This window comes from Frateuria sp., assembly GCF_035943815.1.
In the GTDB taxonomy this organism is placed as follows: domain Bacteria; phylum Pseudomonadota; class Gammaproteobacteria; order Xanthomonadales; family Rhodanobacteraceae; genus Frateuria_A.
The window spans coordinates 287020-311500 of record NZ_DASZBU010000005.1; the positions used below are offsets into that span (position 1 = coordinate 287020).

The 24481-nt window shown below is 69.2% G+C and carries 27 protein-coding genes, 1 tRNA gene and 1 other RNA gene; 17 read left to right on the top strand and 12 right to left on the bottom strand.

Going from position 1 to position 24481, the window contains the following annotated elements:
* Nucleotides 1–149: 149 nt before the first annotated feature.
* From VGU65_RS02885 to VGU65_RS02895, 3 genes are read left to right on the top strand one after another with little or no spacing between them, the layout of a single operon-like run.
* A complete protein-coding gene (locus tag VGU65_RS02885) occupies nucleotides 150–911 on the top strand; it encodes a L,D-transpeptidase family protein (RefSeq protein ID WP_327472697.1) in 762 nt (253 codons plus the stop codon).
* Nucleotides 908–2173, top strand: coding sequence for a dicarboxylate/amino acid:cation symporter (locus VGU65_RS02890; protein WP_327472699.1), 1266 nt, complete (start codon nucleotides 908–910; stop codon nucleotides 2171–2173). Before VGU65_RS02885 ends, VGU65_RS02890 begins: the two co-directional genes overlap by 4 nt.
* Nucleotides 2170–3303, top strand: a complete 1134-nt coding sequence (locus VGU65_RS02895) for an NAD(P)/FAD-dependent oxidoreductase (RefSeq protein ID WP_327472701.1) — start codon at nucleotides 2170–2172, stop codon at nucleotides 3301–3303. The genes VGU65_RS02890 and VGU65_RS02895 overlap by 4 nt, the downstream gene beginning before the upstream one ends.
* A gap of 6 nt (nucleotides 3304–3309) precedes the next feature.
* Here VGU65_RS02895 and VGU65_RS02900 read toward each other — a convergent pair whose 3' ends face one another.
* Together VGU65_RS02900 and VGU65_RS02905 are read right to left on the bottom strand one after the other, a co-directional pair.
* Nucleotides 3310–3948 (bottom strand): Vgb family protein, encoded by a 639-nt coding sequence (locus VGU65_RS02900; RefSeq protein ID WP_327472703.1) that lies wholly within the window; start codon nucleotides 3946–3948, stop codon nucleotides 3310–3312.
* 9 nt (nucleotides 3949–3957) lie between these two features.
* Entirely contained in the window at nucleotides 3958–5178 is a 1221-nt protein-coding gene (locus VGU65_RS02905) for a helix-turn-helix domain-containing protein (RefSeq protein ID WP_327472705.1), read from the bottom strand.
* Nucleotides 5179–5283: 105 nt separating this feature from the next.
* Between VGU65_RS02905 and VGU65_RS02910 the strand changes: the two genes are divergently transcribed.
* The 6 genes from VGU65_RS02910 (at nucleotide 5284) to VGU65_RS02935 (ending at nucleotide 10257) form a co-directional block, all read left to right on the top strand.
* A complete protein-coding gene (locus tag VGU65_RS02910; RefSeq protein WP_327472706.1) occupies nucleotides 5284–6048 on the top strand; it encodes a DUF899 domain-containing protein in 765 nt (254 codons plus the stop codon).
* A 175-nt stretch (nucleotides 6049–6223) separates the two neighbouring features.
* Complete coding sequence (locus VGU65_RS02915; RefSeq protein WP_327472708.1) at nucleotides 6224–6862, top strand: DUF2182 domain-containing protein; 639 nt, start codon at nucleotides 6224–6226, stop codon at nucleotides 6860–6862.
* 258 nt (nucleotides 6863–7120) lie between these two features.
* Nucleotides 7121–7717 carry an anthranilate synthase component II gene (locus VGU65_RS02920; RefSeq protein ID WP_327472710.1) on the top strand — a complete coding sequence of 199 codons (597 nt, stop codon included), beginning with the start codon at nucleotides 7121–7123 and terminating at the stop codon, nucleotides 7715–7717.
* Nucleotides 7714–8760: an anthranilate phosphoribosyltransferase gene (trpD, locus tag VGU65_RS02925; protein ID WP_327472712.1), complete on the top strand. Its 1047-nt coding sequence runs from the start codon at nucleotides 7714–7716 to the stop codon at nucleotides 8758–8760. Before VGU65_RS02920 ends, trpD begins: the two co-directional genes overlap by 4 nt.
* A 23-nt stretch (nucleotides 8761–8783) precedes the next feature.
* Nucleotides 8784–9578 (top strand): indole-3-glycerol phosphate synthase TrpC, encoded by a 795-nt coding sequence (trpC, locus tag VGU65_RS02930; protein ID WP_327472714.1) that lies wholly within the window; start codon nucleotides 8784–8786, stop codon nucleotides 9576–9578.
* 4 nt (nucleotides 9579–9582) lie between these two features.
* Nucleotides 9583–10257 carry a haloacid dehalogenase-like hydrolase gene (locus VGU65_RS02935; protein ID WP_327472715.1) on the top strand — a complete coding sequence of 225 codons (675 nt, stop codon included), beginning with the start codon at nucleotides 9583–9585 and terminating at the stop codon, nucleotides 10255–10257.
* 50 nt (nucleotides 10258–10307) lie between these two features.
* Here the strand turns inward: VGU65_RS02935 and crp are convergent, their stop codons facing one another.
* On the bottom strand, nucleotides 10308–10922 hold the full coding sequence (crp, locus tag VGU65_RS02940; RefSeq protein WP_327472716.1) for a cAMP-activated global transcriptional regulator CRP: 615 nt from the start codon (nucleotides 10920–10922) through the stop codon (nucleotides 10308–10310).
* Nucleotides 10923–11274: 352 nt separating this feature from the next.
* On the opposite strand from crp, the gene speD reads away from it, so the two are divergent.
* On the top strand, nucleotides 11275–12060 hold the full coding sequence (gene speD, locus VGU65_RS02945) for an adenosylmethionine decarboxylase (protein WP_327472718.1): 786 nt from the start codon (nucleotides 11275–11277) through the stop codon (nucleotides 12058–12060).
* A gap of 123 nt (nucleotides 12061–12183) precedes the next feature.
* Here speD and coq7 read toward each other — a convergent pair whose 3' ends face one another.
* Both coq7 and VGU65_RS02955 read right to left on the bottom strand, forming a co-directional pair.
* Nucleotides 12184–12825: a 2-polyprenyl-3-methyl-6-methoxy-1,4-benzoquinone monooxygenase gene (gene coq7 / locus VGU65_RS02950; protein WP_327472720.1), complete on the bottom strand. Its 642-nt coding sequence runs from the start codon at nucleotides 12823–12825 to the stop codon at nucleotides 12184–12186.
* On the bottom strand, nucleotides 12822–14021 hold the full coding sequence (locus VGU65_RS02955; protein ID WP_327472722.1) for a (Fe-S)-binding protein: 1200 nt from the start codon (nucleotides 14019–14021) through the stop codon (nucleotides 12822–12824). The genes coq7 and VGU65_RS02955 overlap by 4 nt, the downstream gene beginning before the upstream one ends.
* Nucleotides 14022–14153: 132 nt before the next feature.
* On the opposite strand from VGU65_RS02955, the gene rplM reads away from it, so the two are divergent.
* The 4 genes from rplM to VGU65_RS02975 all read left to right on the top strand — a co-directional run bounded on the left by rplM (nucleotide 14154) and on the right by VGU65_RS02975 (nucleotide 17057).
* Nucleotides 14154–14582, top strand: coding sequence for a 50S ribosomal protein L13 (rplM, locus tag VGU65_RS02960; protein ID WP_291193219.1), 429 nt, complete (start codon nucleotides 14154–14156; stop codon nucleotides 14580–14582).
* Between the two features lie 65 nt (nucleotides 14583–14647).
* Nucleotides 14648–15040, top strand: coding sequence for a 30S ribosomal protein S9 (gene rpsI, locus VGU65_RS02965; RefSeq protein ID WP_327472728.1), 393 nt, complete (start codon nucleotides 14648–14650; stop codon nucleotides 15038–15040).
* Between the two features lie 55 nt (nucleotides 15041–15095).
* A tRNA-Gln gene (locus VGU65_RS02970) sits at nucleotides 15096–15169 on the top strand.
* A 298-nt stretch (nucleotides 15170–15467) separates the two neighbouring features.
* A complete protein-coding gene (locus VGU65_RS02975; RefSeq protein WP_327472874.1) occupies nucleotides 15468–17057 on the top strand; it encodes an MASE1 domain-containing protein in 1590 nt (529 codons plus the stop codon).
* A 35-nt stretch (nucleotides 17058–17092) separates the two neighbouring features.
* On the opposite strand, the gene VGU65_RS02980 is transcribed toward VGU65_RS02975, so the two are convergent.
* Entirely contained in the window at nucleotides 17093–17590 is a 498-nt protein-coding gene (locus VGU65_RS02980) for a hypothetical protein (protein WP_327472730.1), read from the bottom strand.
* Between the two features lie 305 nt (nucleotides 17591–17895).
* Between VGU65_RS02980 and VGU65_RS02985 the strand changes: the two genes are divergently transcribed.
* On the top strand, nucleotides 17896–19779 hold the full coding sequence (locus VGU65_RS02985; RefSeq protein WP_327472732.1) for a chloride channel protein: 1884 nt from the start codon (nucleotides 17896–17898) through the stop codon (nucleotides 19777–19779).
* Between the two features lie 47 nt (nucleotides 19780–19826).
* Here VGU65_RS02985 and rpiA read toward each other — a convergent pair whose 3' ends face one another.
* The 6 genes from rpiA to VGU65_RS03015 form a co-directional block, all read right to left on the bottom strand.
* Nucleotides 19827–20465 carry a ribose-5-phosphate isomerase RpiA gene (rpiA, locus tag VGU65_RS02990; protein ID WP_327472734.1) on the bottom strand — a complete coding sequence of 213 codons (639 nt, stop codon included), beginning with the start codon at nucleotides 20463–20465 and terminating at the stop codon, nucleotides 19827–19829.
* Nucleotides 20466–20526: 61 nt separating this feature from the next.
* Entirely contained in the window at nucleotides 20527–20994 is a 468-nt protein-coding gene (locus VGU65_RS02995) for an EVE domain-containing protein (RefSeq protein ID WP_327472736.1), read from the bottom strand.
* Complete coding sequence (locus VGU65_RS03000) at nucleotides 20991–21596, bottom strand: 5-formyltetrahydrofolate cyclo-ligase (protein ID WP_327472738.1); 606 nt, start codon at nucleotides 21594–21596, stop codon at nucleotides 20991–20993. Before VGU65_RS03000 ends, VGU65_RS02995 begins: the two co-directional genes overlap by 4 nt.
* A gap of 94 nt (nucleotides 21597–21690) precedes the next feature.
* Nucleotides 21691–21876, bottom strand: a non-coding RNA gene (gene ssrS / locus VGU65_RS03005) — 6S RNA.
* 7 nt (nucleotides 21877–21883) lie between these two features.
* Nucleotides 21884–22201 (bottom strand): cell division protein ZapA, encoded by a 318-nt coding sequence (locus VGU65_RS03010; RefSeq protein ID WP_327472740.1) that lies wholly within the window; start codon nucleotides 22199–22201, stop codon nucleotides 21884–21886.
* A gap of 1 nt (nucleotide 22202) precedes the next feature.
* The gene (locus tag VGU65_RS03015) at nucleotides 22203–22427 is read right to left on the bottom strand and encodes a TIGR02449 family protein (RefSeq protein ID WP_327472742.1); all 225 of its coding nucleotides are present in this window, start codon (nucleotides 22425–22427) and stop codon (nucleotides 22203–22205) included.
* A 133-nt stretch (nucleotides 22428–22560) separates the two neighbouring features.
* Between VGU65_RS03015 and VGU65_RS03020 the strand changes: the two genes are divergently transcribed.
* Both VGU65_RS03020 and VGU65_RS03025 read left to right on the top strand, forming a co-directional pair.
* Complete coding sequence (locus VGU65_RS03020; RefSeq protein ID WP_327472744.1) at nucleotides 22561–23124, top strand: UPF0149 family protein; 564 nt, start codon at nucleotides 22561–22563, stop codon at nucleotides 23122–23124.
* Nucleotides 23082–24431, top strand: a complete 1350-nt coding sequence (locus VGU65_RS03025) for an aminopeptidase P N-terminal domain-containing protein (RefSeq protein ID WP_327472746.1) — start codon at nucleotides 23082–23084, stop codon at nucleotides 24429–24431. The genes VGU65_RS03020 and VGU65_RS03025 overlap by 43 nt, the downstream gene beginning before the upstream one ends.
* Nucleotides 24432–24481: the final 50 nt, after the last annotated feature.

Below are 24481 nucleotides of genomic sequence, written 5' to 3' on the forward strand. Positions count from 1 at the left end.
TGAGTGCCTCTCCCTCCCGGGGAGGGGCTGAAAGGGTGCGGCCGGTGCGCACGCTCCGCCTCGCGCGAATTCTCACCCGCCCCGTCCTTATCCGAGGACGGGGCGCCCTCTCCCGGGAGGAGAGGAGTTCCATTGCGCGAGGTCGCTCCATGTCCAGATCCTTCCTGCTCGTCCTCGCCCTGGCCTTCGCCGGAACGGCCGCCGCCAAGGACGAGGCCGCCGCCTGGTCCGACGCCCGCCAGATGGTCGTGGTCACCACGCCCGGCTGGAACGTCGACCACGGCACCCTGCGCACCTACACACGCACCGCCGGCGGCTGGAAGGAAATCGGCCCGCCCGCCCCGGTCACCATCGGCAAGGCCGGCGCCGGCTGGGGGCTGGGGCTCAACGCGCCGCGCCACGATGGCCCGGTCAAGCGCGAGGGCGACCTGCGCAGCCCCGCCGGCGTGTTCGGGATCGGCGAGGCGTTCGGTTATGCGGCCAAGGCCGACACCGCCATGTCCTACCGCGCGCTCAGCGCCACCGACTACTGCGTCGACGTCAGCGGCTCGCCGCAATACAACCGCATCGTCGATGCCAGGGTCGTAGGAGAGAAAGCGGTCGAGGGTTCGACCGAGCCGATGCGCCGCGACATCCACGTCAACGGTGACCAGCGCTACCGGCAGGGCTTCGTGATCGAGCACAACCGGCAGCAACGAGCAAAGGGCGGCAGCTGCATCTTCGGCCATCTGTGGAAGTCGCCGGCCGATGCCACCACCGGCTGCACCGCCATGGCGCCGTCGCTGATGCACCGCCTGCTGGCCTGGCTTCGTCCGGAGCAGCACCCGGTGTTCGTGTTGCTGCCCAGGCAGGCCTACGAGGAACTCCAGGGCGAATGGCACCTGCCGGCGCTGGACGGGGCCGCTCGATGAGTCCCACCGCACGCGTGCTGGGCGGCCTGGCCGCCGGCGCCACCCTCGGACTGGTGCTGGCGGCCTGGAATCCGCTCGCCGCCGCGCGGGTGGCCGACGTGGTGCAGCCGATCGGCAAGCTATGGTTGAACGCGCTGCAGATGACCGTCGTGCCGCTCGTGCTGGCCTTGGTCGTCGTCGGCGTCAACACCGCCAGCGACGCGGCCGCCTCGGGCCGTATCGCGCGGCGGGCGATCGTGGTGTTCATCCTGTTGCTGCTGCTCGGCGCGCTGTTCACCGCGGCGGCCGCGCCGGCACTGTTCTCGCTGTTCCCGCACAACCCGGCGCTGCGCAGTGCGCTGGATCACGCGGTGGTGAGCGGCGCCCAGCAGGCCGGACCGGTGAGCTGGTCGACCTCGTTGATTGCGATGATTCCAAGCAACGCCATCATGGCCGCCGCGCAGAGCGCCATGGTGCCGCTGGTGGTGTTCGCGCTGTTCCTCGGCTTCGCGCTGACGCGCATCGCGCCGGCGCGGCGCGCCATGCTGGTGGAGTTCTTCCAGGCGATCGCGGACGCGATGATCGTGATCGTGCGCTGGGTGCTGTGGGTGGCGCCGCTGGGCGTGTTCGCCTTGATCCTGGGCGTGTGCGCGCGCTCGGGCTTGAGCATGCTGAGCGCGCTGGGCGTGTACGTACTGGCCGAGATCCTGCTCTACCTGGCGGTCACCGCGATGATGTACGGCGTCGCCGTGTTCTGGGGCGGCGAGAAGTTTGCCCGCTTCGTCGCGGCCCTGTTGCCCCCGCAGGCGGTCGCGATCAGTACGCAGTCCTCGCTCGCCTCGCTGCCTGCGATGCTGGAAAGCGCCGAGCGGCGGCTGGGTTACCCCAAACAGGTCAACGCCCTGGTGCTGCCGATGGCGGTGACGCTTTGCCGCCTGACCAGCCCGGTGCAGTACCTGACCTCCGCCGCGTTCATCGCCTGGGCCTACGGCGTCGACCTGTCCGCCGCCCAGCTGGTGGCCGGCGCGGTGCTGGCGGTGGTGATCAGCCTGGGCTCGGTGGGTCTGCCGGGCGCGGTGACCTTCATCGCCACCAACCTGCCGGTGGCGCAGTCCATGGGCCTGCCGGTGGGGCCGCTCGGCCTGATGCTGGCGGTGGACACGCTGCCCGATGCCTTCGCCACCCTCGGCAACGTTACTGCCGACGTCACCGCCGCCAGCGTGGTGGCGCGCCAGTCGCGCGCCGACACCGCCGCCTCCGCCAACACCGACCCCCAAGCATGAGCCGCCTCGACTTCGACGTGATCGTGATCGGCGCCGGCATGGCCGGCGCTTCGGTCGCCTATTTCCTGGCCCCGCACGCCCGCGTGCTCGTGCTCGAGCGCGAAGCCTACGCCGGCATGCATTCCACCGGCCGCTCGGCGGCGCTGTTCAGCGAGACCTACGGCTCGCCGCAGGTGCGCGCACTGACCCGCGCGACGCGGCCGTTCCTGGCCCATCCGCCGGAGGGGTTTGCCGGCGCGCCGATCCTGACCCCGCGCGGCGCCACGGTGATCGGCACGGCCGCGGATGCCGACCACGTGCGCGCCGAGTACGAGGCGATCCGGCCGCACACGCGCGACCTGGAACTGCACGATGCCGCCCGCCTGCGCGCGAGCGTGCCGGTGCTGCGGCCCGAAGCGGCAGTGATCGGGATGCATGAGCCGGGCGCGGCGGACATCGACGTGAACGAGCTGCACCAGGGCTTCCTGCGTGGCCTGCGCACGCGCGGCGGGCAACTTCGCGTGAACGTGGCGGTCCGCGCGATCGAGCGCACCGCCGCCGGCTGGGAGGTCGATACCGGCGATGCGGTCGTCCGCGCGCCGCTGCTGCTCGACGCCGCCGGCGCCTGGGCCGACCAGGTGGCCGCGCTGGCCGGCGTGGCGCCGCTGGGCCTGCAGCCGAAGCGCCGTTCGGCCTTCGTGTTCGAACCGCCGGCCGGCGTGGACGTGCATCGCTGGCCGTTCGTCTGCGACATCGCCGAGACCTTCTACTTCAAGCCCGACGCCGGCCTGTTGCTCGGTTCGCCGGCCAACGCCGACCCGGTGGCGCCGCACGACGTGCAGCCGGAGGAGTACGACATCGCGCTGGGCATCCACCACATCGAGCAGGCGACCACGATGGAGATCCGCCGCCCGATCCGCACCTGGGCCGGCCTGCGCTCCTTCGTCGCCGACGGCGACCTGGTCGGCGGCTTCGCGCCGGCTGCGCCAGGCTTCTTCTGGGTGGCGGCGCAGGGCGGCTACGGCATCCAGACCAGCGCGGCGATGGGCGAGACCTGCGCGCACCTGGTGCTGGGGCGGCCGCTGCCGGCCCACCTGCAGGACGCCGGCCTGTCGGCGGCGATGCTCGACCCGACGCGGCTGCGCCGTTGAGGCACGCTAGCCGGCGACCGGCCGCGGGCGGCGCACGGTCCGGAGCTTGCCGCTGTGGCCGCCGCCGCAGAAGAACCGCTCGCCATCGGAATCCAGCCCCGAGACAACCATGCCTTCGGGCATGGCCATGCTTTCCAGGACCTCGCCCGTCCTGGGGTCGATATGCCGCAGTTCGCTCTCATCGCCTTCCCAGGTGGCGTGCCAGAGCTCGCCGTCTACCCAGGTGACGCCGGTGACGAAGCGGTTCGACGGGATCGTGCGCAGGATCGCGCCCGTATGCGGGTCGAGCTGATGGATCTTGCGCTCGCGGTACTGGCCTACCCAGAGCGAGCCCTCGGCCCAGGCCAGCCCCGAATCGCTGCCGCCGGGTGCTGGAAGGGTGGCCAGCACGTGGCCGCTCTGCGGGTCGATCTTCTGGATGAGGTTCTCGGCGATCTGGTACAGGAACCGGCCGTCGAACGCGGTGCCGGCGTGGGCTGGCACGTCGATCGAGCGCAGCGGCTCGCCGCTTTCCGGGTCCACCGCCATCAGCTGTCCGCCGGTGGCCAGCCACGCCTGTCGTCCGTCGTACGTCACCCCGCCGATGCTGTCGACACCCGGGTAGGGTCCATGCTCGCTGATGACGTCGGCGCGGGAGGATTTCATGCGCGCATCCTAGCTGCCCGGCAAGGGGGCAGGGAGTAACAAGGCCGTCGCGAAGCCGGGCATGGGCGGGGTCATCCAGCGGCGCGCCCGCCCATGGCCGAGCGGCTGCACCTTGCCGGCGGCCGCCAGGGCGTCGAGCGCGCGCTGCACGCTGCGCTGGCTGCTTGCCAACGCAAGCGCAAGCGCCGAGCTGGACCATGATTCGCCGTCTGCCAGCAGGGCCAGCACGGCCGCGTGTGCCTCCTCGACAGGCCGCGCCAGCATGGCGACCTCGCGCGAACCGTGCGGGATCAGCGCGAAGCCCCGCCGCGTGGCGCGCACTTGCGCCAGCGGCCGGAGCATGGCGCGCAGCCGGCCCAGCTCGACGCGCAGCCGCGCCCGGTGCGATTCATCGGGGAATTTCGTACGGAAGGCGCGCAGGATCAGCGCGTCGCGCGGCGCGTCCCCGGGCCAGGCCTCGCCCAACGCGCGGGCCAACGCGAACAGCACGGGCCGCCGCGCGAGCCCGACCGTGGCGCCGCCCGCGTGCACGGCATGGCGGCAGGCGTCGAGCACGAGCGTGTCCGACGCCAGCAAGGTTTCCACCTCGGCCAGCCGCAGCGGCCGCTCCGAATCCGGCCCGACCAGCCGCGCCGCAGGGGCGTCCAGGGCCAGCAGCGCGCCTTCCACCTCCGCCGCGAGCGCGGGAATGCCCGCCTCGCGCACGGCCTGGCTCGCGCGGGCGAGCGCCGCGAGCGCCGCCGTGGCCTGCAGGCGACGCATCGCGATGCCTGCCACGGCGAGCTCGTGCGTGGCCCTGAGGGCGGGTGGAAGCGATGCGGAGTCGACCTGATCGAGCTCGCGCCCGGCTTCGTCCAGGCGTCCGATCAGGATCGCGTGGCGCACGGCGAGGCAATGCGCGTGCGCGGCATTGGCCCGGTCGCCGTGCGCCGCGAGCGTAGTCCGCGCGGCATCCAGCGCCTTGGCCGGCCAGGCCAGGTCACGCGAGACCAACGCGATCTCGGCTTCGGCCACGGCGCATCGCGCGCGCGCGACCGCCTCCTTCGCACCGAACGCGCGCGCCGCCCGGCGCACGAGCGACCTGGCCCGGGCCAGATCGCCCAGTTGCGCCATGGCGATGCCGCGCAGCGCGAGCGCCGGCGCATCCTCGCGCAACGCCACCCGGTTCAGCGCGCCGAACGGGTCACCTGCCGCGAGCGCACGCGCCGCCGCGGTGATCAGGGCATCCATCGCAATCCCGCCACACTTGTCACTCCCGCATTCGTCTCGTCGCCGCCCAATCTATCCCAGCAACGGCACGTCGCATCGGGCGACGCGCGAAACGGGAGAACGAGCATGACAACCCACGCCACCGCAACACGCGAAGACTGGCTGGCCGCACGGCTGGACCTGCTGCAGGCGGAGAAGGAACACACGCGCCGCGGCGACGAACTGGCACGGCAGCGCCAGGCGCTGCCGTGGGTATGGGTCGACAAGCCGTACCGATTCGATACCGAGGCGGGCGAAGCCACGCTGGCCGATCTCTTCCAGGGCCGGTCGCAACTGCTGGTCTACCACTTCATGTTCGGGCCTGACTACGGCGCCGGCTGCCCATCCTGTTCGTCCATCGCGGACGGCTTCGACGGCTTCGCCGTCCACCTGGCCAACCACGACGTGACGCTGGCAGCGGTGTCGCGCGCGCCGCTGGCCAAATTGCTGGCCTACAAGCGACGGATGGGATGGTCCTTCCCGTGGGCGTCCTCGCATGGCGGCGATTTCAACCACGACTTCAACGTCTCGTTCTCCGAGCAGGAGCAGCGCGGTGGAACGATCGAGTACAACTACCGGCGCGGCAGCCACGCGATGGATGCGGTGCCGGCCCCGGCCCCCGTCGTGGAGTTCGCCGCCGCCTGCGGCACCGACGCGCCGACCTATGCGCGCGACCGTCCCGGGCTGAGCGCGTTCGTGCGGGAAGACGACGCCGTCTACCACACCTATTCGGCCTATGCGCGCGGGCTCGATGGCCTGTGGGGCATGTACCAATGGCTGGACCGGGCGCCCCTCGGACGCAACGAGACCGGCATCTGGTGGCGCCGCCACGACGAGTACGGCGGGCGCTGAGCATGGCCGGCGTGATCGTCGGCGCGAGGCGGCGCGGGCAGGGCGAGTGGGGCCTGCTTGGCGTCTGCACGGTGCTGTTCGCCGCGGCCGTGGCGGCGACCCTCGGCAGCTGCGCATCCATGGCCGCCATGGGGGGTATGGCGATGCCGGGGGCTGGACGCTCTCGATGGCGTGGATGCGCCTGCCGGGGCAGGGCTGGACGGACCTGGTCGCCTCGTTCCTCGGCATGTGGGCGGCGATGACGGCGGCGATGATGCTGCCGTCGCTGGTCCCCGTGCTACGGCGCTACCGGCGGAGCGTCGGGGCGGCTGCGCCATCGCGCCTCGGCGGGCTGATCGCGCGCGTCGGTGCGGGCTACTTTCTCGTGTGGGTGGCACTGGGCGTGGCCATCCTGCCGCTGGGCCTCGCACTGGCGCAGGCCGGATTCCACATGCCGGCCTGGGCGCGTGCGGTGCCACTGCTGGCCGGCGTCGCCGTGCTGCTCGCCGGTGGCCTGCAACTCACCGCATGGAAAGCCCGCCGCCTCGCCTGTTGCCGGACGGTGCCGGTGCACGATCAGGAGCTGTCCGCCACGGCTGCCGCGGCCTGGCGGCTGGGCCTGCGGCTGGGATCGCACTGCATCGCCTGCTGCGCCCCCTTGATGGGTGCCCTGCTCGTGGCGGGCGTCATGGACCTGCGCGCGATGGCTGCGGCGACCCTGGCCATCACGGCCGAACGCCTGGCTCCGGCGGCCGAGGCTGTGGCGCGCGCCATCGGCGTGCTCATGGTCGCAGCGGGCATGCTGCTGCTCGTGCGGGCGGCCCGCCTGCCATGATCCGTCGGCTCCCAGGTGGCCGTTTCCCGGTCCAGAGCGTCAGCCCGCGGCGAAGTCGAACTGCAGCGGCCGCTGTTCGTAACGACGCGCCGCCAGGTTCTGGGCTGCAGCGGTCGCCCATCGGCGCGCGATGTCGTTGCCGTGACGAACAGGACCGGCTTTCGCCGTTTCGACGGCGCCGGCCCGCCCGGCTACACTTGGACGTCCAATTGGCCCGCGGGCCGTGCTGCGACGTTCAACCGCCAGAGGCCCACGCCTGTGCTCCTGATGATCGACAACTATGACAGCTTCACCTTCAACCTCGTGCAGTACCTGGGTGAGCTGGGGCAGGAGGTGCGCGTGGTGCGCAACGACGCGCTGGACGTGGCCGGCATCCGTGCGCTCAGGCCCTCGCACATCATGATCTCGCCCGGTCCGGGCACGCCGGACGATGCGGGCGTGTCGCTGGCGGTGCTGCGCGAGCTGTCCGGCGAGATCCCCGTGTTCGGCGTGTGCCTGGGCCACCAGGCGATCGGCCAGGCATTCGGCGGCAAGGTGATCCGCGCCAAGCAGATCATGCACGGCAAGACCTCGCCGGTGCGCCACCGCGGGCAGGGCGTGTTCGCCGGCCTGCCCGACCCGTTCGAGGCCACCCGCTACCACTCGCTGGTGGTCGAGCAGGCGTCCCTGCCCGATTGCCTGGAGGTGACCGCCTGGACCGAACATGCGGACGGCTCGCTGGACGAGATCATGGGCTTGCGCCACAAGACGCTGGCAGTGGAGGGCGTGCAGTTCCACCCCGAGTCGATCCTGACCCAGCACGGCCACGACCTGCTGCGCAACTTCCTCGGCCTGCCGCTGAAGCTGGCGGCATGACGGCGCGCGCCATGGCGATCACGCCCCAGGAAGCCTTGCAGCGCACGATCGAGCACCGCGAGATCTTCCACGACGAGATGATCGCGCTGATGCGCCAGATCATGGGCGGCCAGGTCAGCCCGCTGATGACCGCGGCGATCATCACCGGCCTGCGTGTGAAGAAGGAAACCGTGGGCGAGATCACCGGCGCGGCGCGCGTGATGCGCGAGCTGTCGGCGAAGGTCGAGGCCACGCCGCATCCGCACTTCGTCGACATCGTCGGGACCGGCGGCGACGGCGCTTCGAGCTTCAACATTTCCACCGCATCGATGTTCGTCGCCGCGGCGGCCGGTGCGCGGGTGGCCAAGCACGGCGGGCGCAGCGTGTCGTCCAAGTCCGGCAGCGCCGACGTGCTGGAGGCGCTGGGTGCGGTGATCGACCTCAAGCCCGCGCAGGTTTCCCGATGCATGGATGAAACCGGCATCGGCTTCATGTTCGCGCCCAACCACCACCCGGCGATGAAGGTGGTCGCCCCGGTGCGCAAGGAAATGGGCGTGCGCACGCTGTTCAACATCCTGGGTCCGCTGACCAACCCGGCCGGCGCGCCGAACATCCTGATGGGGGTGTTCCACCCGGATCTGGTCGGCATCCAGGTGCGCGTGCTGCAGGCGCTGGGCGCGCGTCACGCGATGGTGGTGTGGGGGCGCGACGGCATGGACGAGATCTCGCTCGGCGCCGCCACCCTGGTTGGCGAACTGCGCGGCGGCGAGGTACGCGAGTACGAGATCGAGCCGGAGGATTTCGGCCTGGCGATGGCCTCCAGCCGCAACCTCAGGGTGGAGAGCGTGGAGGAATCGAAGGCCATGCTGCTCGACGCGCTGGGCGGCCGCCACGGCGTGGCGCACGACATCGTCTGCCTCAACGCCGGGGCAGCGCTCTATACCGCTGGCGTGGCCGGCGACATCGGCGAGGGCATCGCACGGGCGCGCCAGATGATCGCCAGCGGCGCTGCACATGCGAAAATGACCGAGTTCGTCGCCGCCACCCGGCGCCTGGCTGCCTAGCCCACGTCTGCCTGCAAGCCCACATGACCGACATCCTGCAACGCATCCTCGAGCGCAAGGCCGAGGAGATCGCCGAGCGCAGCGCCGCGCTGCCGCTGGCCGAACTGTCCGCCCGCATCGTCGACGCGCCGCCGGTGCGCGGCTTCGCCGCTGCCATCGAGGACAAGCTCGCCGCCGGCCTGCCGGCGGTGATCGCCGAGGTGAAGAAGGCCAGCCCCAGCAAGGGCGTGATTCGCGCCGATTTCGATCCGGCCGCGATCGCGCGCAGCTACGCCGCCGCAGGCGCCGCCTGCCTGTCGGTGCTGACCGACCGCGATTTCTTCCAGGGCAGCGAGGCGTACCTCGAGCAGGCGCGCGCCGCGTGCGTGCTGCCGGTGCTGCGCAAGGATTTCGTGATCGATCCCTACCAGGTGTACGAGGCCCGCGCGATCGGCGCCGACTGCATCCTGCTGATCGTCGCCGCGCTCGACGACGCGGCGCTGCTGGAGCTTTCACTGCTGGCCGCCGAGCTCGACCTGGACGTGCTCTGCGAAGTGCACGACGCACGGGAGTTGGAGCGCGCGCTCGCGCTGCCGGTCCCGCTGATCGGCGTGAACAACCGCGACCTGCGCACGTTCCAGACCTCGCTGGACACCTCGCTCGCGCTGAAGTCACGCATGGGTGACGACGACCGCGTGCTGGTGGCCGAGTCGGGCATCCACACGCGCGAGGACGTGGCGCGACTGCGTGCGGCCGACATCCACGCCTTCCTGGTCGGCGAGGCGTTCATGCGTGCCGACGACCCGGGCCACGCTCTCGAGCGGCTGTTCGCGGTCTGAAGCGATGGAAGGTCAGGAAACGCAAGCGGCCCCCGTACCGGCGGTCGTGCTGTTCGACTTCGACGGCGTGCTGACGCACGCCGACACCTTCGAGCTGTTCGTGCGCGAGCGCTACGACCGGGCGCCCTGGCGCAAGCTGCTCGCCTTGCTGGCGCTGCCCTTGCTGCTGCTGTCGTGGCCATTCACGCGCCGCCTGCGGCTGCCGCTGGTGCACATCGCGCTGCTGGGCGTCGGGCAGGCGCGCTACCGCGCCGCCGTGGACGACTTCGCGGCACGGCTGGTGCGCCGCCCGGGCCATTTCTGCCGCGACGGCATCCGCGCGCTGCGCCGCCACCAGGCGGCCGGCGAACGGGTGATCGTCGTGACCGGCTGCGAGCACACGTTGGTGGAAAGCCTGCTCGGCCAGCTCGGGCTTGGCGGCGTGGAGCTGGTCGCATCGCAGCTCAAGCCCGGCCCGCTCGGCCTGCGCGTGGCCCGTCACACCATCGGCGCTGGCAAGCTCAAGGCGCTCGGCGCGCATGGGGTACCGGCCTGGCGGCGGGCCTACGGCGATTCGCTGCACGACCTGCACATGCTCAAGGCCGCGGCCGAGCCGGTGCTGGTCAACGGCAACCCGAAGCTGTGCAAGCGCGTGGAACAGGCGCTGGGGCGGCCGGTCGAGCGCGTGGCCTGGCACTGAGAAGGCCGGCTCCCTCGCCCAGGCGGCGCCTGGCGAGGGAGGCAAAGGGGTCAGCGCGTGCCCTTGACCACGATGGTCTTGCCCGAGACGTCGATCATGCCCTGTTCCTCGAGCTGCTTGAGCACGCGGCCGACCATCTCGCGCGAGCAACCGACGATGCGGCTGACTTCCTGGCGCGAGATGCGGATCTGCGTGCCGTCGGGGTGGGTCATGGCATCCGGCTCCTGGCACAGGTCCAGGAGCGTGCGCGAGATGCGGTTGGTCACGTCCATGAAGGCCATGCGGCTGACCTGGCGCGAGGTGCGCAGCAGGCGGTTGGTCAGCTGCGAGCCGATCGCGAAGAGGATCTTGGGGCATTCCTCGCGCAGCGGGCCTTCCATCAGCTGGAACAAGCGCTCGTAGCTGATCTCGGCCATCTCGCACGGGGTACGGCTGCGCACGATGGACTCGCGCTGCGCCTGCTCCACGAACAGGCCCATCTCGCCGATGAACTGGCCGCGGCTCAGGTAGGCCAGGATCAGCTCGCGTCCCTGCTCGTCCTCGGTGCAGACGGCCAGCGAGCCCTCGATGATGTAGTAGAGCGTGTTGGCCGGATCGCCGGGGCGGATGATCGCGGTCTTGCCGGGGTAGCGGCGGCGATGGCACAGCGCGAGGAAACGTTCCATCGACGCGGGATCCGGCGCAAAGCTAAGCGGCGCCTGGGACCGTTCGAACGCTTGCTGGAGTTGGTATTTGAGTAGCGCCACGTTGGGTTTCCATTGAGCCGGAGCCGTCGCCGGAGCGTTACCATGCATCACGCATCTCGCCCGATCAAGAGATGGGCGCACGCACGACCCTGCCGAGTTCTGTTTTCTGCGGTTTTGCCGCATACTTCGCAGTCTTTCGTCCAGGTTGCACGCGCTGGGCGGATCGGGGTCGCGCAGGATGAGGGTCCTGGCGCGTCTTTTCTCTTCGCGGGGACCCTTAGCTGCTAACCCGCCTCATCTGCTGGCCGCACCCCGGCCATGGAGAGTCGCCGTGGTGAAACCGCTCCCGCGCCTGCGCCTGCAGGGCTTCAACAACCTGACCAAGGCCCTGAGCTTCAACATCTACGACATCTGCTATGCGGTGTCCGAAGAACAGCGCCAACGCTACATCGAATATATCGACGAGCAGTACGACGCCGACCGCCTCACCCAGATCCTCACCGATGTGGCGGAGATCATCGGCGCCAACATCCTGAACATCGCCCGCCAGGACTATGATCCGCAGGGCGCCTCGGTCACCATCCTGATCTCCGAGGAACCGGTGGTGGAGAAGCTCGGCCGAGACACCATCTCCGGTGCCGTGGTGGCGCACATGGACAAGAGCCACATCACCGTCCATACCTATCCGGAAACGCATCCGCACAACGGCATCGCGACCTTCCGCGCGGATATCGACGTGGCCACCTGCGGCGTGATCTCGCCGTTGAAGGCACTGAACTACCTGATCGACAGCTTCGAGTCGGACATTGTGATCGCCGACTACCGCGTGCGCGGCTTCACCCGCGACATCAAGGGCAAGAAGCACTTCATCGACCACAAGATCAACTCGGTGCAGGACTACCTGGCGCGCCACATCCGCCAGAAGTACGAGATGTTCGACGTCAACGTGTACCAGGAAAACATGTTCCACACGAAGATGCACATCAAGGACTTCGACCTGGACACCTACCTGTTCGAGGCGCACGCCGACGACCTGTCCTTCAAGGAGCGCCAGCGCATCGAGTCGCTGCTGCGGCGGGAGATCGAGGAGCTGTTCCACGGCCGCAACCTGATGTGATCGCCACGCCCGCTTGAAACCGCCCCGCCGCTCGGCGGGGCTTTTCGTTGCGCGGGGCCGTGTGTGCTCCTGCCCGTGATGCCTCTTCCTCCGGAGATGATGCCCACGGGCACTGAGGCGCCGTCAGATGCGGTAGGCGATGCCTTTCATGAGTAGCGAGCTCAAGTGCATCAGGCCGGGAATCGGAAAGGGCAGGTCGATACCGCCGCGCGTCCGGGCGTTGTCGGCATGGCGCATCTCGTCGGCCTGCATCTGCGCAAGGACCGCGCGCGAGCGCTCGTCCTGCGGCGGCAAGCGCTGGAGATGGTCTTCCAGATGCGCTTCGACCTGGCGCTCGGTCTCCACCACGAAGCCCAGGCTCACCTTGTCGCCGACCAGCGCCGCAGCGGCGCCGATCAGGTAGCTGCCGGCGTACCACAGCGGGTTGAGCAGGCTCGGGCGGCTGTCCAGTTCGCGCAGGCGCTGCGCGCACCAGGCGAGGTGGTCGGTCTCTTCGTCGGCCGCGCGCTGCAGGTGCTCGCGGGTGGCCTTGTCGCGGGCCAGTGCAGCCTGCCCGTCATACAGCGCCTGCGCGCAAACCTCGCCGGTGTGGTTGACCCGCATCAGGCCGGCGACGTGGCGGCGCTCCTGCTCGTCGAGCGCGGGATCTTCCAGTGCGGCCGCGGGTGACGGCCGGATCGCTTCCGGCGATCCGGCGACCGTTTCCAGGGCGTGCTCGATAGCGACCAGCAGGCGATCGAGCGGAGAAAGTGTGCGGGCGTTCATCGGGAATTTCCTTCGATCAGCTGCTGCGCCAGCAATGCCAGCGGGTGCATCGTCGGCACGGCCCGGCCGAGTTCGGCCATGCCGGCGGCCAGGTGCAGCCGGCACCCGATATTGGACGACAGCACCCATTGGGGCGCCAGTGTTTCGATCGACTCCAGCGCAGGGGCGCGCAGCCGGGCCGCACGTTCGGGGAACTCGAGCAGGTGGCTGCCGGCTGCACCACAGCAACGCGGCGGCAGCGGCACCACCTCCAGCTCGGGCACGCGATGGAGCAGCGCGAGCAACGCCTCGCTGCTGCGGGCGAGGTTGAGCTGGGTGCAGGGCAGGTGCAGCGCCACGCGCATGGGCAAGGGTCGGAAACGCAGGGCCGCCCCTGCCGCGTCGAGGAGGTGGTACGGATCGCTGACCTGCGCGCCGGGCAGGGCAGCGCGCAGCTGGCCCAGGCAGCCGGGCGTCACGGTGACCAGTCCGTCGGCGCCGCTACCTTGCCATGCCTCGCGCACGCGCTGCATGCTCTGTGCGCTGGCGCGCACCTCGCCGCCGTGGGCATCCAGCGCGCCACAGCAAAAAGAGGGGAGCACCGTCACCGCATGTCCCGCCGCGGCGAGCAGACGAATCGCCGCCTGCTGCGCATCCGAGTCCTCGATGCTGGCTACGCAGCCGGGAAACAACGCCAGGCCAGCCCCTGTCGCTGAGGCGACGGTGGGCGTGGGCGCCGGTCCTGCCGTCGCCACCGAGGCGATGCCCAGCGCCGCACGCAGGGCGGACCGGCCAGGCAACTGCCGCGCAAGCTGCCGATGCCAGCGGGACAGTCCAAGCCGGCGGGCGAGGCGCTGGGCCAGCCGCAGCCAGGACGGTCGCCCGGCCATGGCCAGCAGCAGGCGCGGCCGGCGCGGCGCCGGGCCGAGCAAGGCACGCGTTTCCACCAGCAGCTCGCCGAAGCGCACCTGGGCGGGACAGGCGCGTTCGCAACTCAGGCAGCCCAGGCAATGATCGAGCGGTTCGCGCAGCTCCGCCGTGACCGGGGCAAGCCCGCGAGCCAGCGCCGCGGCGATCGCGATGCGCCCGCGCGGCGATTCCGCCTCGTTGCCGTCCAGCGCGTAAGTCGGGCACACCGGAAGGCACAGGCCGCATTGCACGCACTGATCGGCCAGCGCGGCGAGGCGCTCGGACTTGTTCTCGGGCATGGTGGGCATGCTATCATCGCCAGCTCGCAGCCGGGCCGACTGGCAGGCTTGCGCGATCGATGACGGCTCCGCTATCATCTCGCGCCTTTGTTCCACCGATTCCGCTTACCGCCCTCGTGGCGGCAGACAGGTATTCTTCAAATGAAAACGTTCAGCGCCAAGCCGGAAAGCGTCAAGCGCGACTGGTACGTGGTCGACGCCACGGGCAAGACGCTCGGCCGTCTCTCCACCGAGATCGCCCGTCGCCTGCGCGGCAAGCACAAGCCGGAATTCACTCCGCACGTCGACACCGGCGACTACATCGTCGTGGTCAACGCCGAGAAGGTCGCGGTCACCGGCGCCAAGCTGGACGACAAGATGTACCACCGCTTCACCGGCTACGTCGGCAACCTCAAGAGCATGAACCTCAAGGACATGCTGGCCACGCACCCGGAGCGGGTGATCGAGATCGCCGTCAAGGGCATGCTGCCGAAGAATCCGCTGGGCCGCGCGATGTACCGCAAGCTCAAGGTGTACGGCGGCGCCGAACATCCGCATACCGCCCAGCAGCCGCAGGCGCTGGAGCTGTAATACGCGGTCCCTGCGTGCAAAAGCGGCCATCCGTGGCCGCACTTTCGAATAAGACCCGGAAACTTATGGCAATCCAGCAGAATTACGGCACCGGCCGCCGCAAGACCTCCGCCGCCCGCGTGTTCCTGCGCAAGGGCAGCGGCGCGATCGAAGTCAACGGCAAGCCGCTCGACCAGTTCTTCGGCCGCGAGACTTCGCGCATGATCGTGCGCCAGCCGCTCGAGCTGACCCAGAGCGCCGACAAGTTCGACATCAAGGTCACCGTCGCCGGCGGCGGCATCACCGGCCAGGCCGGCGCGATCCGTCTGGGCATCGCCCGCGCGCTGATCGAGTACGACGAAACGCTGAAGTCGCCGCTGCGCAAGGCCGGCTTCGTGACCCGCGATGCTCGCGAGGTCGAGCGCAAGAAGGTCGGTCTGCACAAGGCCCGCCGCGCCACCCAGTTCTCGAAGCGCTAATCCCGCTTCTTAGGGACGATGCATCCGGTCAGAGCGCATCGGTCCCAGGAGTTCTTGGGAGATCGTCTAACGGTAGGACAACGGACTCTGACTCCGTTTATCTAGGTTCGAATCCTAGTCTCCCAGCCAACGCAAAGAGGCCCACCACCGGTGGGCCTTTTTTTTGCGTATGCGATCCTCAGGCAGGAAGCGGCGGGATCCCGGGGCGACCTTCCGGATATGCGAATCCTGCGACGCAAGCCACACAGGGGCTGCATTGTCTGGTACGGGACCGGGCTTGAGTTGAGTTACGATGCGGCGCCGGGCGTCATCGATAGGCTATTGGTTTCACTCGAATTTCACTTATAGGTGGATGGGCTCGGTAGGGCATGCCGGTGTGCGGCATCGCGGGTCGGGCGGCTTGGTCACCCGTGCAAGGGGTAAGGAGATGTTCAAGAGGATTCGATCAAGCGTCTGGCTGCGGCAACTAGCCGCCGCCGGTGCGTACGCGCTCGTGTTCGAACTCCTGCGGCAGGTGTCGTTCTCCCACTGGTTCCTCTTTGCCGGGCTGCGCTTCAGTGCGTTGCTGCTGGTTCCCTATCGCTACTGGCCTGCGTTGCTGCTCGGAGAGGCCGGCCCCCTGGCTTACACCGCCGTCCAGTGCGCCGACCAGTACGGCTGGCTCTGGGGCACATTCTTCATGGTGCCGCCGGTGCTGTTCATGATGCCGCTGGCCCGCTGGTGCAGGGAGCGGCACCGCATCTTCCCGACCAGAGCCACCACTAACATCAACCTGTTCTTGCTGTACACGCTGGCCGCTTCCGCCATCTGGACGTCGGTCAACATGGCCACTCTTTCGCTGATGCGCCTGCCTCCGGGGGAGACGCTCCCATACAAGGGCGAGGTCGCGGGCTGGTACTTCATCGGTTTCTTCCTGGGCATCCTCACGCTGGTTCCCTCGGTGCTCATGGTGCGCGAGGAGTTGCTGGGTGGCGGCACCCAACGGCTGTGGGCCAGGTTCGTCGAAAGCCGGCTGGCGATGGATGCCATGTGCCTGCTGCTGCCATCGCTGGCGTTGCTGGTGTGGCTGGCCTCGGACACGGCGGGGGCGGTGGGCCAGGATGCCCGAGTGGCCATGTTCCTGCCCGTCGTGTGGCTCGCTCTGCGGCATGGCTGGCGTGGGGCGGCCGTGGGCGGCACTGCGGCCAGCATTGCGGTGGTGCTCACCATGCCGCGGCTCTACGACACCGACACCTTGCATGCGCAGGTGTTCATCGCATTCACCATTACCACCATGATGCTGCTCGGTGGCCGGATCGCGGATCTCAACGAGCGCGAAAGACATGAGAAGGCCGAGGCCCGCCTTGCGCTGGCATTGGCCCAGCGCAACGTCTACCTGGGCGAAATGCAACTGCGCCAGACGTCCTATGCGCTCGAGCAGATGAGCGCAGCCATCCAGGCCTCCTATACGCAACTGCTCGGCCGACTTCGCAGCCTCACACCGGGGGTCGACGAGCGCAGCTACTATCGCCAGGCGGCAGTGACCCAGCACCAGATGTATCGATTGGCCGACTCGCTCTATCCGCTGTCCTGGCGGGAACGCGGGTTGCCTGCCGCCTTGCGCGAGGGGTCGATACCCCGGGCGCTGGACGAAGCCGGCATCACGTACTGGTGCGATATCCAGGGTATGGGTCTGGGCGAATTGTCAACCAGCATTCATATGGCGCTCTATCGCCTGGCCAGCGAGGCGATCGCGCTGGCGTGCGCCAAGCGCAACATCAGCAGTGTCCGGTTGCTGTTGCGGAGCGGCGCCTTCGGCGGGCGTCGCTGGGCCGTGCTCTGCATAGACAGCCGCGTCGACTACGAGCGCCTGAGCCGGGTGCGCTGGGACGAACTGCTGCCGACCCTGGGTGGGAGCGGCTTGGGTCTGGGTGCCCTCAAGGATCGGGCGATGGTTTTCGGCGGCACGGTCCGCATTCGCTCGCTGGCGCAAGGGAGCCGGATCAGCCTCATACTGTTCGACCCGCAAATCAATTGATCGAAAAACCGCCCGTCGGCGGCTTTTGCATCGGCTCAGTTCACGTGGCCGTTGCACTCCACCGGGTTGCTGCATGGGCTGGCGACCTCTGCCGGCGCAGTTGCGGGCGCCGTCGTGGCCATGAACATCGTGCTGCCGTCGCTGAGCGGAACCGCCTTCAACTGAACGGCGTCGTCCCGATAGATGGTTTGGGCATACGAAGACAGCGCGACCACGCCACGGCGGATCGCCGGCGGCTGATGTGGAGTCCAGATGCGCCTGGCATCGCGCCCCATCGGCAGGACCAGGAACTGGCCATTGGCGGCGGCGAACGCCCCGCGGACGTTGCCATTGAGGTCGTTGACCTGTACGTACCGGATGCCGTTGGCTCTGAACACATAGACGTGCCAGTGCGAACTGGTACTGACATCCGGGGCGTTCGGCCAGGCTTGGCCCAGACCCGTGCCCGACGGCCCGGCCGCGAGAGCGGGGGCGGCGAGGCCTATGACGAGCAGGCCGGCGAAGAGGGCGCGGCACACGGAGGTTTTGATCATGGCCAGGTCCCTCGCTTTCGATGAGCGGAGCTTCGGCACTCTAGCAGCCAAAAGTGATTTTTGAGAAGGTGATCTTCGCCGGCAGGAAGGGGCTATGCGGCCCAAACCCTTGACTGGCAACGCGCCGAGGGGATCGTCGCCGTCGGCGCTCGTCCGCCGCCGGGCCATTCCGGGCACGGGTTACGGCGCGCCGTGACCGATGGATGTGCGTCGCTGTGGATGCTCGCCGATACTCCTTGGCAGTGCCGCTCTTCGGTTCCTGCAGCCGCAAGCGTAAAATCCCCGTTTTCCATCGCGGTTTTCCCATGACACCTCCCACCGAGAATCCAGTGCACCCCGGTGTGCGCCTGGAAGGCAGCACCGATGCCTTGCCTTTGTCCCCTGCGCTGGGGGTCAGCCTCGACGCGACCCGCATGCCGCGGCGCTCGACCTTGGTCGACCGCCGGGTGTTGCGCATCACCGCGGTGGCGATCGTGCTCGGCGTGGCGGCCGCCTTCATCGCCCAGGTGCTGACCGGCCTGATCGGGCTGGTCACCAACCTGGCGTTCTACGGCCGCTGGTCGAGCGCTTTCTCTTCCCCGGCCGGCCATCATCTGGGTGCCTGGGTAATCGCGGTGCCGGTGGTCGGCGGCCTGATCGTCGGGGCGATGGCGCGCTGGGGGTCGCGCGCCATCCGCGGGCACGGCATTCCCGAGGCGATGGAGCAGGTGCTGCTCAACGAATCGAAGATCCCGCCGCGCATCACCTTCCTCAAGCCCGTGTCCTCGGCGATCGCGATCGGCACCGGCGGCCCGTTCGGCGCCGAAGGCCCAATCATCGCCACCGGCGGCGCGCTGGGATCGTTCATCGGCCAGTTGCTGCGGGTGACCGGCGGCGAACGCAAGGTGCTGCTGGCCGCCGGCGCCGCCGCGGGCATGGCGGCGGTGTTCGCCTCGCCGGTGGCGGCAGTGGTGCTGGCGGTGGAGCTGTTGCTGTTCGAACTGCGCCCGCGCTCGCTGATCCCCGTAGCGTTGGCAACCGTGGCCGCCACTTCGGTGCGCTATGCCTTCCAGGGCACCTCCCCGGTGTTCGCAATGCCTGACCTGGCCGAGCCGGGCGCCGTAGCGCTGGCCTGCTACGTGGGCGTGGGCGCGCTGCTCGGCCTGGTCAGCGTGGGCGTCACGCGCATCGTCTATGGCATCGAGGACGCATTCGAGCGGCTGCCGATCCACTGGATGTGGTGGCCCGCGCTCGGCGGCGTTGCAGTGGGTGTGGTCGGCTATTTCGCTCCGCTGACCCTGGGCGTGGGCTACACCAACATCGAGGGCATCGTCAGCGGCCGGTTCACCCTGCACACGCTGTTCTTCCTGTGTCTGATGAAGTTCATCTCCTGGTCGATCTCGCTGGGCAGCGGCACCTCCGGAGGAACGCTGGCGCCGCTGTTCACCATCGGCGGCGCGCTCGGCGCGCTGATCGGCCTGGGCCTGGCCGCGCTGCTGCCGCACTTCGGCATCGACCCGCGCATCGCCGCGCTGGTGGGCATGGCGGCGATCTTCGCCGGCGCCTCGCGGGCGCTGCTCACGGCGGTGGTATTCGCCTTCGAGACCACTGGCCAGCCGGCCGGGCTGTTGCCGCTGCTGGGCGGTTGCACCGCGGCCTACCTGATCTCGGCGCTGCTGATGCGCAATACCATCATGACCGAGAAGATCGCCCGTCGCGGCGTGCGCGTGCCGTCCGAATACGCGGCCGACTATCTCGACCAGGTGGCGGTGGGCGATGCCTGTTCCCGCCAGGTGGTGACCCTGCGCGCGAGCCAGACGCTGGGCGAGGTGCGCCACTGGCTGGGTGAAGGCTCGCCCGAGGCGCAGCACCAGGGTTATCCGGTGATCGACGAGCACAACCAGGTTCAGGGGGTGCTGACGCGGCGCAGCCTGCTCGATCCGCAGTGGTCCTATACGCTGACGCTGGGCGAGCTGGTCATCCGTCCGCCGATCATGGTCAAGGAGGACCATTCGTTGCGCGAAGCCGCCGACCACATGGTGGCCGAACAGGTCGGCCGGCTGATCGTGGTGAGCAGAGACTCGCCGCACCGGCTGGTGGGCATCATCACCCGCGGCGACCTGCTGAGCGCGCACAAGCGCCGGCTGCAGGAGGCTCGCAATGCGAGCCGCCACCTGCGTTTCGGCAGGAACGGCGTGCGTACCGCCTGAAGCGGCGCTCCCGCAGGCGGGCTCGGGCCCGCCTGCGGGTTCCGGCGCTACATTTCGCGGTCGCCGACCAGCACCACGTCGGCCGCCCGGCGGGCGAACAGGCCGACCGTGACCACGCCCGGAATCTGGTTGAGCTCGGTCTCCATCGCGACCGGGTCGGTGATCTGCCAGCCGTGTACGTCGATCACCCAGTTGCCGTTGTCGGTCACCACGCCGTCGCGCCAGACCGGGTGGCCGCCGCGCTTGACGATCTCGCGACCGACCAGGCTTCGCGCCATCGGGATCACCTCGATCGGCAGCGGGAAGCGGCCGAGCAGTTCCACCCGCTTGCTCGAATCGATGATGCAGACGAACTGCGCGCTCGCCTCGGCGATGATCTTCTCGCGCGTGAGCGCCGCGCCGCCGCCCTTGATCAGCCGCTTGTGCGGGTCGCACTCGTCCGCGCCATCGACGTAGAGCGACAGCGGTCCGGTCGCGTTGAGGTCGAGCACCGGGATGCCGTGCTTCTCGAGTTGCGCGGTGGATTGCTCCGAGCTCGACACCGCGCCGTGGATGCGGTGCTTGATGCCCGCCAGCGCATCGATGAAGTAGGCGACGGTCGATCCGGTGCCGACGCCGACGATGGCGCCGTCCTCGACGTAGCGGATGGCGGTTTCGCCGGCGAGGCGCTTTTCGTTGGTGCTCATGGAAAGGTTCCGCAGGTTCGTAGTCGGTTCAGGCCAGGCTGCCGGGTAGGGGCAGGCCGGTTCATTCCAGCGCGAGGATGAAATCCCAGTCCCGCGTATCAACGGGCATCACCGAAAGCCGATTGCCCTTGCGTACCAGCGCCATGTCGGCGAGCGCGGGCTGGCCCTTGAGCTCGTCCAGCGTGATCACGCGCTTGAGCTTGCGCACGAACTTGACATCCACCAAAAACCAGCGTGGGTTGTCGCGCGAGCTGGCGGGGTCGAAGTACTTGCTCTTCGGATCGAACTGGCTCGGGTCCGGATAGGCTTCGCTGGCTACCGCAGCGAGGCCGGCGATGCCCGGCTCGGCGCAGTTGGAGTGGTAAAAGAACACCTTGTCTCCCTGGCGCATGCCGTCGCGCATGAAGTTGCGCGCCTGGTAGTTGCGCACGCCGTCCCATGGTTCGCGCTTGCGCTGCTTCAGGTCGTCGATGGAGAAGGTGTCCGGCTCGGACTTCATCAGCCAGTGGGTGTAGGGCCGCGCGTTCATCCATGAGCCTCCGGGTGGCAGTCGATCAGCTCGCGGTCGGTGGCGACGAAGTCGAGCGGCACGTCCCAGGTCTCCGGCTTGATCGCGGGCAGCTCCTGGAAATCGTAGGCGATGCCGACCAGCAGGGGCTCGGTCGGTCGCGCCTGTTCGGCGAGAAAGGCGAAACTGCGGTCGTACCAGCCGCCGCCGTAGCCGAGCCGGTGGCCGTGGCGGTCGAAGCCCAGCAGCGGCACCAGCACCAGGTCGAGCTGGAACGGCGCGAACCACTCGTGTGGCGCCGCCGGTTCGGGAATGCCGAAGCGGTTGGGCTGCACCGCCTCGCCGGCGGCCCACGGCGCGAAGCGCAGCTGGCGGTCTTCGCCGAGCATGGGCAGCAGGAACCGTTGCCCGCGTGCGGCCAGGGGAGGAATCACGAGGTTGAGCGGCAGTTCTCCGTCGCAGGCCCAGTAGCCGGCCACGCGCGCGTCGGTGCGGTACTCGGGAAGCTGTTCGAGGCTGCGCCGCAGGCCTTGCGCCGCCGCGATGCGCTGGGCTGGCGTGAGCGCGCGCCGCTGGGCGGCCAGATGCTGGCGAAGTTCACGGCGTTGGGCAGTGACGTCCACGTTCGCGCATCTCCCGGACGGCTGGCGCGGCGGGGCCGCTCGCACCACCGGCCGGCGTTGGGATCAACGTCGGCCGGCGGCGGGGAATGGGGTGGCGTCAACCGCGATGCCGCTGCACACCAAACGACCTTGATCCCTTTGGATCAGGTGGGAGGGCACCATGGCCTTCGAGGCTTTCCGCTCGCGGCGGACATGCACAACAGCCATGTGAAACCGACCCGGGGTCGTATGTAGGAACAAGGCAAATGTAAGAGTGTGCTGGCGCACACCGCAGAAAACGCCGGGACCTATCTTACTTGCGCGTCCAGCACGGCATCAAGCTTTCGGCGTAATGCAGCGAGCCCGTCAGCCACGCTGCGATCGGTGCCGTCGTGCTGTTTGCGCAGGGCGAGGAATTCATGGGTGATGCTGATCGCCGCAAGCACCGCTAGGCGGTCGAAGCCGGGCGTCCTGGCGTTGGCGCGCAGCTCGCGCATCTTGCGGTCGAGGAAGGAAGCCGCTTCCAGCAGGCCATCGCGCTCTTCGGGCGCACAGGCGATCAGGAATTCGCGGTCGAGCAGGCGCAGCGCGACGGGTTCGGCGGCGGGAGGGGGCGTGGAACTCATGTCAGCCGTTGTTCTCGAGGGCTTTGAGGCGTTGGATCATCGCCTCGACGCGGCTGCGGGCCTGGTCGTTGCGCGCCATCAGGCCCGCCCGTTCGCTGGCCAGTTGTTCCTGGCTGTGGCGCAGGCTGCGGTTTTCCTCCTGCAGCCGGCGGACCAGCTCCAGCAAGCGGTCCAGCTGCTGGTTCAGGGTGGCCAATTCCTGCTGGGCGGGGTCGGGCGTGCTCATGGCGTGAAACTATAGCAAGGGACAGGTTCAGGGAAGCGGCGCGCGTCGCGACCGTCGTCGCAGGCTGAGCATGGTCCCGTGCCGTGGCGCGGCCTGCATTAAACTTCGCGATCATCATCGCCGGACCCATCCCATGACCCCACACGACCTGGTCGGCTACGACGAACTGGATGCCGCCATCATGCGGTTGAAGCTGGGATCCGACGCCAGCGAGCTGCACGGTTCCCTGTGCGGCTTTCTGGCGGGCGGCGGCGCGCTGGGCCGGCAATCCCTGCTGGCGGCGCTCGAACTGGAGGGCGAGGGCGCGACGCCGTCGACGCAGGACCAGGTGCTGCTCGATCGCCTGGCCAGCCAGACCCGTGGCGAGCTGGCCGATCCGGAGCTGGGTTTCGAGCCCTTGCTGCCCGCCGACGACCGTCCGCTTTCCGAGCGCGCCGAGGCGCTGGTGGAATGGTGCCGCGGCTTCCTCGGCGGCTTCGGCCTGGCCGGCGCCGGCGCGCATGCGCAGCTGTCCGACGAGGCGCAGGAGATCCTGCGCGACCTCACCACCATCGCCAGCTCCGCTTTCGACTTCGGCGAAGAGAGCGAAGACGAGGACGCGCTGATCGAGGTGCACGAATTCGTTCGCATGGGCGCCATGCTGCTGTTCACCGAATGCCAGGGCGCCCGGCGCCAGGCGGGCGATACGCTGCATTGAGCATCGCGACGGCCGAGTTCGCGCGCCGCCGGCGCCAGCTGATGCGCATGGCCGGCGCCGATGCGGCGCTGCTCGTCGCCGCCGCGCCCGAACGCATGCGCAATGCCGATGCGGCCTGGCCATACCGGCAGGATTCGGACTTCCATTACCTCACCGGCTTCCAGGAGCCGGACGCCGTGCTCGCGCTGTTGCCCGGACGCGCGCACGGCGAGGCGGTGCTGTTCTGCCGCGAGCGCGATCCCGCGCACGAGCGCTGGCATGGCGAGGTGACCGGCACCGAGCGCGCGGTGAGCGTTCACGGCGTGGACGACGCCTTTCCCATCGAGGATATCGACGACATCCTGCCCGGCATGATCGAGGGCCGTGCACGGGTGTACTGCCACTTCGGCCGCGAGCCGGACTTCGACGCGCGGCTGCTCGGCTGGATGCGCCGGCTTCGCCAACTGCGCGGCGGCGGCGTGGTGCCGAAGGAGTTCGTGGCGTTGGGCCATCTGTTGCACGACCTGAGGCTCTACAAGTCGCGCGGCGAGCTCAAGCTGATGCGCGAGGCGGCCGCGATCGCTGCCGAGGCGCACCTGGCGGCGATGGCCGCCGCGAAGCCGGGCCGGCTCGAGTACGAGGTGGAGGCCGAGCTGCTGCGGGTGATGCGCAGCCGCGGCGCGGTGGCGGCATTCCCTCCCATCGTGGCCGGCGGCGCCAATGCCTGCACCATGCATTACCTGGCCAACCGTGCGCCGCTGAAGGACGGCGACCTGCTGCTGATCGACGCTGGCGCCGAGGTCGACTGCTATGCCTCGGACATCACCCGCACCTATCCGGTCAACGGCCGCTGGACGCGCGAGCAGCGCTCGCTGTACGAGGTGGCGCTGGCCGCGCAGCAGGCGGCGATCGACGAAGTGCGGCCCGGCCGTCCGTTCGACGCTGCGCACCATGCTGCGGTGCGGGTGATCTCGGAAGGGCTGTGTGCGCTGGGATTGCTCAAGGGCCGCGCGGATGCGGTCATCGAAAGCGGTGCCTACAAGGCGTTCTTTCCTTCCAAGACCGGCCACTGGCTCGGCCTGGATGTGCACGACGTGGGCGACTACCGGGTCGACGGCCAGGCGCGCCTGCTCGAGCCGGGCATGGTGGTGACGGTGGAGCCTGGCATCTACGTGCCGCCCGACCTGCGTGGCGTAGCCGAGCGCTGGCGGGGGATCGGCATCCGCATCGAGGACGACGTGGCGGTGACCGCGGAGGGCAACATGGTGCTTACCGCGGCGGTGCCCAAGGAGCCGGAAGAACTGGAGCGGGTGTTGCTCGCGAGGTAGGCCCCGCTCCGGTTGCCCTCATCCGCCTGTCGGCACCTTTCCCCCTCGGG

Coding starts and splice junctions, on each gene's coding strand:
- VGU65_RS02885 (WP_327472697.1), top strand. CDS start 150: ATGTCCAGATCCTTCCTGCTCGTCCTCGCCCTGGCCTTCGCCGGAACG.
- VGU65_RS02890 (WP_327472699.1), top strand. CDS start 908: ATGAGTCCCACCGCACGCGTGCTGGGCGGCCTGGCCGCCGGCGCCACC.
- VGU65_RS02895 (WP_327472701.1), top strand. CDS start 2,170: ATGAGCCGCCTCGACTTCGACGTGATCGTGATCGGCGCCGGCATGGCC.
- VGU65_RS02900 (WP_327472703.1), bottom strand. CDS start 3,948: ATGAAATCCTCCCGCGCCGACGTCATCAGCGAGCATGGACCCTACCCG.
- VGU65_RS02905 (WP_327472705.1), bottom strand. CDS start 5,178: ATGGATGCCCTGATCACCGCGGCGGCGCGTGCGCTCGCGGCAGGTGAC.
- VGU65_RS02910 (WP_327472706.1), top strand. CDS start 5,284: ATGACAACCCACGCCACCGCAACACGCGAAGACTGGCTGGCCGCACGG.
- VGU65_RS02915 (WP_327472708.1), top strand. CDS start 6,224: ATGCGCCTGCCGGGGCAGGGCTGGACGGACCTGGTCGCCTCGTTCCTC.
- trpD (WP_327472712.1), top strand. CDS start 7,714: ATGACGGCGCGCGCCATGGCGATCACGCCCCAGGAAGCCTTGCAGCGC.
- trpC (WP_327472714.1), top strand. CDS start 8,784: ATGACCGACATCCTGCAACGCATCCTCGAGCGCAAGGCCGAGGAGATC.
- VGU65_RS02935 (WP_327472715.1), top strand. CDS start 9,583: ATGGAAGGTCAGGAAACGCAAGCGGCCCCCGTACCGGCGGTCGTGCTG.
- crp (WP_327472716.1), bottom strand. CDS start 10,922: ATGGAACGTTTCCTCGCGCTGTGCCATCGCCGCCGCTACCCCGGCAAG.
- coq7 (WP_327472720.1), bottom strand. CDS start 12,825: ATGAACGCCCGCACACTTTCTCCGCTCGATCGCCTGCTGGTCGCTATC.
- VGU65_RS02955 (WP_327472722.1), bottom strand. CDS start 14,021: ATGCCCACCATGCCCGAGAACAAGTCCGAGCGCCTCGCCGCGCTGGCC.
- rplM (WP_291193219.1), top strand. CDS start 14,154: ATGAAAACGTTCAGCGCCAAGCCGGAAAGCGTCAAGCGCGACTGGTAC.
- rpsI (WP_327472728.1), top strand. CDS start 14,648: ATGGCAATCCAGCAGAATTACGGCACCGGCCGCCGCAAGACCTCCGCC.
- VGU65_RS02975 (WP_327472874.1), top strand. CDS start 15,468: ATGTTCAAGAGGATTCGATCAAGCGTCTGGCTGCGGCAACTAGCCGCC.
- VGU65_RS02980 (WP_327472730.1), bottom strand. CDS start 17,590: ATGATCAAAACCTCCGTGTGCCGCGCCCTCTTCGCCGGCCTGCTCGTC.
- VGU65_RS02985 (WP_327472732.1), top strand. CDS start 17,896: ATGACACCTCCCACCGAGAATCCAGTGCACCCCGGTGTGCGCCTGGAA.
- rpiA (WP_327472734.1), bottom strand. CDS start 20,465: ATGAGCACCAACGAAAAGCGCCTCGCCGGCGAAACCGCCATCCGCTAC.
- VGU65_RS02995 (WP_327472736.1), bottom strand. CDS start 20,994: ATGAACGCGCGGCCCTACACCCACTGGCTGATGAAGTCCGAGCCGGAC.
- VGU65_RS03010 (WP_327472740.1), bottom strand. CDS start 22,201: ATGAGTTCCACGCCCCCTCCCGCCGCCGAACCCGTCGCGCTGCGCCTG.
- VGU65_RS03015 (WP_327472742.1), bottom strand. CDS start 22,427: ATGAGCACGCCCGACCCCGCCCAGCAGGAATTGGCCACCCTGAACCAG.
- VGU65_RS03020 (WP_327472744.1), top strand. CDS start 22,561: ATGACCCCACACGACCTGGTCGGCTACGACGAACTGGATGCCGCCATC.
- VGU65_RS03025 (WP_327472746.1), top strand. CDS start 23,082: ATGCCAGGGCGCCCGGCGCCAGGCGGGCGATACGCTGCATTGAGCATC.